Here is a 5,439-nt window from a genome sequence, read left to right on the forward strand (position 1 = left end):
CTGACGCTGGGGCTGTCTTTCCTGATGGCCATCATGGAAAGCGTCTATGTGATGACCGGCCGCGAGATCTGGCGGCGCATGACGTTATACTGGGGCACATTGTTCGGCATCAACTTCGCCATGGGCGTCGCCACCGGCATCGTCATGGAATTCCAGTTCGGGATGAACTGGAGCTACTACAGCCAGTATGTCGGCGACGTGTTCGGCGCGCCCCTCGCCCTCGAAGGGCTGATGGCGTTCTTCCTCGAGGCCACGTTTGTCGGGCTGTTCTTCTTCGGCTGGGACCGGCTGCGGCCGGTGGGCCACCTTGCCGTCACCTGGCTGGTGGCGTTCGGGGCGAACTTTTCGGCGCTGTGGATCCTCATCGCCAATGGCTGGATGCAGAACCCGGTGGGCGCGGCGTTCAACCCCGATACCATGCGCATGGAAGTCACCGATTTCACCGCGGTGATCTTCAATCCGGTGGCGCAGGCGAAGTTCGTCCACACCGTGTCGGCCGGCTATGTCACCGGCGCGGTGTTCGTCCTCGCCATCAGCGCGCTCTTCCTGCTGCAGGGCCGGCATATCGAACTGGCCAGGCGCTCGATGGTGGTGGCCGCGAGCTTCGGGCTCGCCTCGGCGCTGTCGGTGGTGGTGCTGGGCGACGAGTCGGGCTATGTCGCGACCGAGCACCAGAAGATGAAGATCGCCGCGATAGAGGCGATGTACGAGACCGAGCCGGCACCGGCGGCGCTGACCATCTTCGCCATTCCCGGCGCCGATGGGCGGCCCGAATACGAGGTGCAACTGCCCTGGCTGCTGGGGCTGATCACCACGCGCTCGCTCGATCGCGACCTGCCCGGCATCACCGAGCTGACGCAACGGGCGGCGGTGCAGATCACCGACGGGATCAAGGCCTATACGGCGCTGCAGGCGATCAAGGCCGACGGCACCGACCAGGCGGCGCGCCAGCAGTTCGACGAGACCAAGGCCGACCTGGGCTATGCGCTGCTGCTGAAGAAATACCGGCCCGATATCGAAAACGCCACCGGGGCAGAGATCGCCGAGGCGGCGCTCGACACGGTGCCCAACGTCTGGACGCTGTTCTGGAGCTTCCGCATCATGGTGGGGATCGGCTTCTTCTTCATCGCCTTCTTCGCGCTGTGGTTCTGGAAATCGGCGGTGCACCGGCTCGACAACCAGCGCTGGCTGCTGCGGGTTGCGGTGCTGGCGCTGCCCTTGCCCTGGATCGCCGTCGAGGTCGGCTGGCTCATCGCCGAATATGGCCGGCAGCCCTGGGTGGTGGAAGGCGTGCTGCCCACCTTCTACGCGGCCTCGGGGCTCAATTTCTGGGATCTCGTGATCTCGCTGACTTTCTTCGTCACCCTCTACACGGTGCTGCTCATCGTCATGGTCTGGCTGATGGTGCGCACGATCAAGGCCGGCCCCTCCGACAAGCTCGATTTCGACCAGGAGATCGAGCTCATCGAACCCGTCAGCGCCGTGGCCGTCGAGTAGGGAGCAGCAGAGATGACCACCATCCCCCTCGACTTCGAAACGCTGCGCCTCATCTGGTGGGCGCTGCTGGGCGTCCTCCTCACCGGCTTCGCCGTTCTCGGCGGCCGCGACCTCGGCGTCGGCATGCTGCTGCCCTTCGTCGCCAGGACCGACGACGAGCGCCGCGTGCTGCTCAACCTCGTCGGCCCGACCTGGGAGGGCAACCAGGTATGGCTGGTGGTCGGCGGCGGCTCCATCTTCGCCGCCTGGCCGCCGCTCTATGCGGTGAGCTTTTCCGGCTTCTATGTCGCCATGATCGCGATCCTTCTGGCGCTGATCCTGAGGCCCGTGGGCTTCAAGTATCGGGGCAAGGTCAGCGATGCGCGCTGGCGCACCACCTGGGACTGGGCGCTGTTCATCGGCGGGTTCGTCCCCTCGCTGGTGTTCGGCATCGCGGTAGGCAACCTGTTCCTCGGCGCGCCGTTCCGGCTCGACGAGACGCTGCGCATCACCTACGGGGGCAATTTCTTCGGGCTCCTCGCGCCGTTCGCGCTGCTCGCCGGGCTGGTCAGCCTCGCCATGCTGGCGACGCAGGGCGCCACGCTCATCGCGGCGCGCACCGGGGGCGACATCGCCAAACGCGCACGCAGCTACGGGCAGTGGGCGGCGCTAACGACCATCGTGCTGTTCGCGCTCGGCGGCCTCGTTGCCCTCTACATGCTCAACGGCTACCGGGTGACGAGCGTGCAGGATCCGCTCGGGCCGTCGAACCCGCTCGGCAAAACTGTGGTCAGCGAGCCCGGCGCCTGGCGCACCAATTACGGGCTGATGCCGTGGATGACTATCGCTCCGGTGCTGGCGCTGTTCGGCAGCCTCGTCGCCTGGTGGGGGCTCGGGGCGCGCGCCCGGCTCGTTTCGATACTCGGCTCGAGCACCGCCATCGTCGGCATCATCGCCACGGCCGGTCTGACGCTGTTCCCGTTCCTGATGCCCTCGTCGATCGATCCGCGGTCGAGCCTCACGGTCTGGGACGCCTCGTCGAGCCAGCTGACGCTGTTCGTTATGCTGGGCGCGACGGCGGTCTTCCTGCCGCTGATCCTTATCTATACCGGCTTCGTCTACCGGGTGATGCGCGGCCCGGTGACCACCGACAGCCTCGGCAAGAACCCCAACGCCTATTGAGGAGCATCAGATGTGGTATTTTTCCTGGATCCTCGGCCTTGGCCTCGCCTGCAGCTTCGGCATCCTCAACGCCATGTGGTACGAGTTCCGAGACGAAGCGGCCAACGCGGAGGCCAAACCCGAGGACAACCGTCCGGCCACGTGACAGCTCAAGGAGTCGGTGCGTCGGCGCGCAGCAACCCTTCGTGCTTCAGCTCGGCCCAGAGCGCGTCCGGTGCCTCGACCCGCATGCTCTCCACATTCCGCCGCGGATGGTCGGGGTGAAATGCGCCGGGAATCACCGAAGCGACGATGGGGTGGTGGAGAGTGAACTGCAACGCCGCCGCCGCCAGCGGTACGCCGTGCCGCGCGCACACCGCCTGCATGCGCCGGATCTTCTCGAGCTGCCCGGCATTGGCAATCTCATAGTTGTAGCGCGCGCCCGGTACCGGGCCGGTGGCGAGGATCCCCGAGGCGAAAACCCCGCCGATGATCACCCCGACGCCGCGCGCCTCGCAGAGCGGAAACTCCTCGTCCAGCACCGGCTGCTCGGCGAGGGTGTAGGGCAACGCCACCAGAAAGAAATCGAGGTCCATGCGCTCGAGGAAGCGTGGGATGGTGCCGAGCCGGTTGACCCCGGCGCCGATCGCCTCGACCAGTCCGGACGCCTTCAGCTCCTGCAGCGCCCGTAGCCCGCCGCCATCGACCAGTTCACGCAGGTGGTGTTCCACCAGTTCTTCCGAACCGAGATTGACGAGATCGAGATCGTGGATGATCAGCAGGTCGATGCGGTTCATGCCGAGCCGCTGCAGCGAATCCTCGTAGCTCCGCATCACCCCGGCATGGGTATAGTCGTGATGGTGTTCGAACTTCAGCCCGTTGGGCCAGGCCCGCTCGCTCCGCTCGAACGCCGCGACATCCTTCGGCGAGGTGAAGAGCCGCCCCACCTTGGTCGAAAGGATCACCTCGTCGCGTGGCCGCAAGTAGAGCCCGCGGCCGATGCGGTGCTCGCTGAGCCCCCGCCCGTACCACGGCGAGGTGTCGTAGAACCGCACCCCGGCCTCCCACGCCGCCGCCATGGTGGTGTCGGCCTGGGCATCCTCGATCACCTCGAAGATGTTGCCGAACGCCGCGCCGCCGAAGCCCAGCTGCGGCAGCTCGACCGTCGTCCGGCCGAGCCGGCGCAGCTTGAAAGGGTCCATGTCAGCTGCGGCCCGCGAAGGCCACGGGTGTCGCGACGATGCCGGCCAGCATCTCGTCGATCTCGCGTTGCGTCAGCGGGTCGATCCTGACGGTCGGGCTCCTGACGAAGGCCGAGCGGATCACCCCGCGGCGCACCAGCAGTTGCTTGTGCACATGGTAGAACAGGTCACCGCCCTGCCCGCTCACCCGGTTGATGCCGACGAACGACGCGTCGAACACCTTCCGCGCCCCGGCGATATCGCCCTTGTTGAACAGGTCCCAGACATCGACGAACTCCCTCGGCTGGCTGCAGAACGGCATGGTGCCGCGCGCCCCGCGGCGCAGTTCTTCGATGAAATAGGCGCCACCAGCGCCGCCGAAGATAGTCAGCCGGCCCTTCACCGCCGCCGCCATGTCGGCAACCTTCTGGGTCACCGGCAGGGTCTCGACCTTGATGTATTCGACGTTCTCGCACTGGTCGGCGATCTTCAGCGCCAGCCCCGGCGAGATCGGCGCCTGCGGGATGTCCTGCAGAATCAGTGGGATGCCCACCGCCTTCGACACCGCCTTGTAGTAGTCGAGGATCTCGTCGGCCCCGACCGGGAAGAAGGTCGGCGGCATCACCATCAGCGCGTCGGCGCCGGCATCGGCCGCCATCCGCGCGTAGTGGACGCCGAGGTCGGTGCCGGTGGCGCCGGTATTGATGATCACGGGCACGCGGCCATTCACCGATTTCACCACGCAGCGGATCATCTGCAGGCGCTCGGTCTCGGTGAACTTGAACACCTCGCTGCCGAGCGCCACGCCCAGCGCGTGCACGCCTGCGGCGATGTTGAAGTCGATGAGGGATGCAAGGCTCTCCTCATCGATCCGGCCGTCCTCGAAGAAGGGCGTCACGAGAATAGGGACCACGCCCTCGATCACGGGGGAACTCATCGGCTCGCTTTCTTTGTTCAGGTGTTCGGATGTTCGAAATGGAACATCTCTTCGACCGGCCGCTGGACCGGGGAGAAGTCGGGATTGGTGTCCATGTAGGGCGCCATCATCTCCCACCAGCGCCAGGTGAGGTCGCTGATCGGAGTCCCCGGATCGGGCTCGCTGTCGCGCTCCATATAGGCGAAGAGATCGAGCCCGTTGCGGTAGATCGAGAAGGTCCTGACGCCGTCGCGCCTCATCGCCTCCAGCATCTCGGGCCAGATCTCGTCGTGCTTCTGCTTGTAGATCGCCTCGTTGCCGGGCTTCAGCTTCATCATCCAGGCGATGCGAACCATAGTCTCATCCTCAACCAGTCATGCGGGCCGCGGCAGGCGCCGCGACCGGCGGCCATTCGCCCGAAAATCCCAGCCGGCGGCTCACATGCTCGCAGGCATCCCAGAGCAAGGCGACCACCGGCTGCACCTCCGGCCCCGGCTTCTTCACCGACGGCCCGGTGACGCTGATGGCCCCGACCGAGGTGCCGGTCCGATCGAGGATCGGCACCGAGACGCAATAGACGCCCATCACCACTTCCTGGTCGTCGATCGAATAGAAGCGCTGGCGGATGCGCTCGATCTCGGCGCGCAAGACGCCTGCATCGGTGATGGTCTTTTCCGTCAGCGCCTTGAGCGGCAGCCCGAACAC

At 66.0% G+C, this 5,439-nt stretch carries 7 protein-coding genes; 3 read left to right on the forward strand and 4 right to left on the reverse strand.

The window, feature by feature from the left end; genetic code table 11:
* From JWQ89_RS03030 to cydX, 3 genes are all read left to right on the forward strand, one after another.
* Positions 1-1,497 (forward strand): cytochrome ubiquinol oxidase subunit I (locus tag JWQ89_RS03030; RefSeq protein ID WP_299638289.1); only part of this gene is annotated, 1,497 nt, incomplete at its 5' end.
* Positions 1,498-1,509: 12 nt separating this feature from the next.
* Complete coding sequence (gene cydB, locus JWQ89_RS03035) at positions 1,510-2,658, forward strand: cytochrome d ubiquinol oxidase subunit II (protein ID WP_299638290.1); 1,149 nt, start codon at positions 1,510-1,512, stop codon at positions 2,656-2,658.
* A gap of 10 nt (positions 2,659-2,668) precedes the next feature.
* Positions 2,669-2,803: a cytochrome bd-I oxidase subunit CydX gene (cydX, locus tag JWQ89_RS03040; protein ID WP_299638292.1), complete on the forward strand. Its 135-nt coding sequence runs from the start codon at positions 2,669-2,671 to the stop codon at positions 2,801-2,803.
* Positions 2,804-2,807: 4 nt separating this feature from the next.
* Here cydX and JWQ89_RS03045 read toward each other — a convergent pair whose 3' ends face one another.
* The 4 genes from JWQ89_RS03045 to JWQ89_RS03060 all read right to left on the reverse strand — a co-directional run.
* Positions 2,808-3,839 (reverse strand): aldo/keto reductase, encoded by a 1,032-nt coding sequence (locus JWQ89_RS03045; protein ID WP_299638294.1) that lies wholly within the window; start codon positions 3,837-3,839, stop codon positions 2,808-2,810.
* A 1-nt stretch (position 3,840) separates the two neighbouring features.
* The gene (locus JWQ89_RS03050) at positions 3,841-4,755 is read right to left on the reverse strand and encodes a dihydrodipicolinate synthase family protein (RefSeq protein WP_299638296.1); all 915 of its coding nucleotides are present in this window, start codon (positions 4,753-4,755) and stop codon (positions 3,841-3,843) included.
* Between the two features lie 17 nt (positions 4,756-4,772).
* Complete coding sequence (locus tag JWQ89_RS03055) at positions 4,773-5,090, reverse strand: L-rhamnose mutarotase (protein WP_299638298.1); 318 nt, start codon at positions 5,088-5,090, stop codon at positions 4,773-4,775.
* 10 nt (positions 5,091-5,100) lie between these two features.
* The coding region (locus JWQ89_RS03060) for an IclR family transcriptional regulator C-terminal domain-containing protein (protein WP_299638300.1) at positions 5,101-5,439 on the reverse strand (339 nt) is incomplete at its 5' end.

This window comes from Devosia sp. (genome assembly GCF_028290645.1).
GTDB lineage: Bacteria > Pseudomonadota > Alphaproteobacteria > Rhizobiales > Devosiaceae > Devosia_A.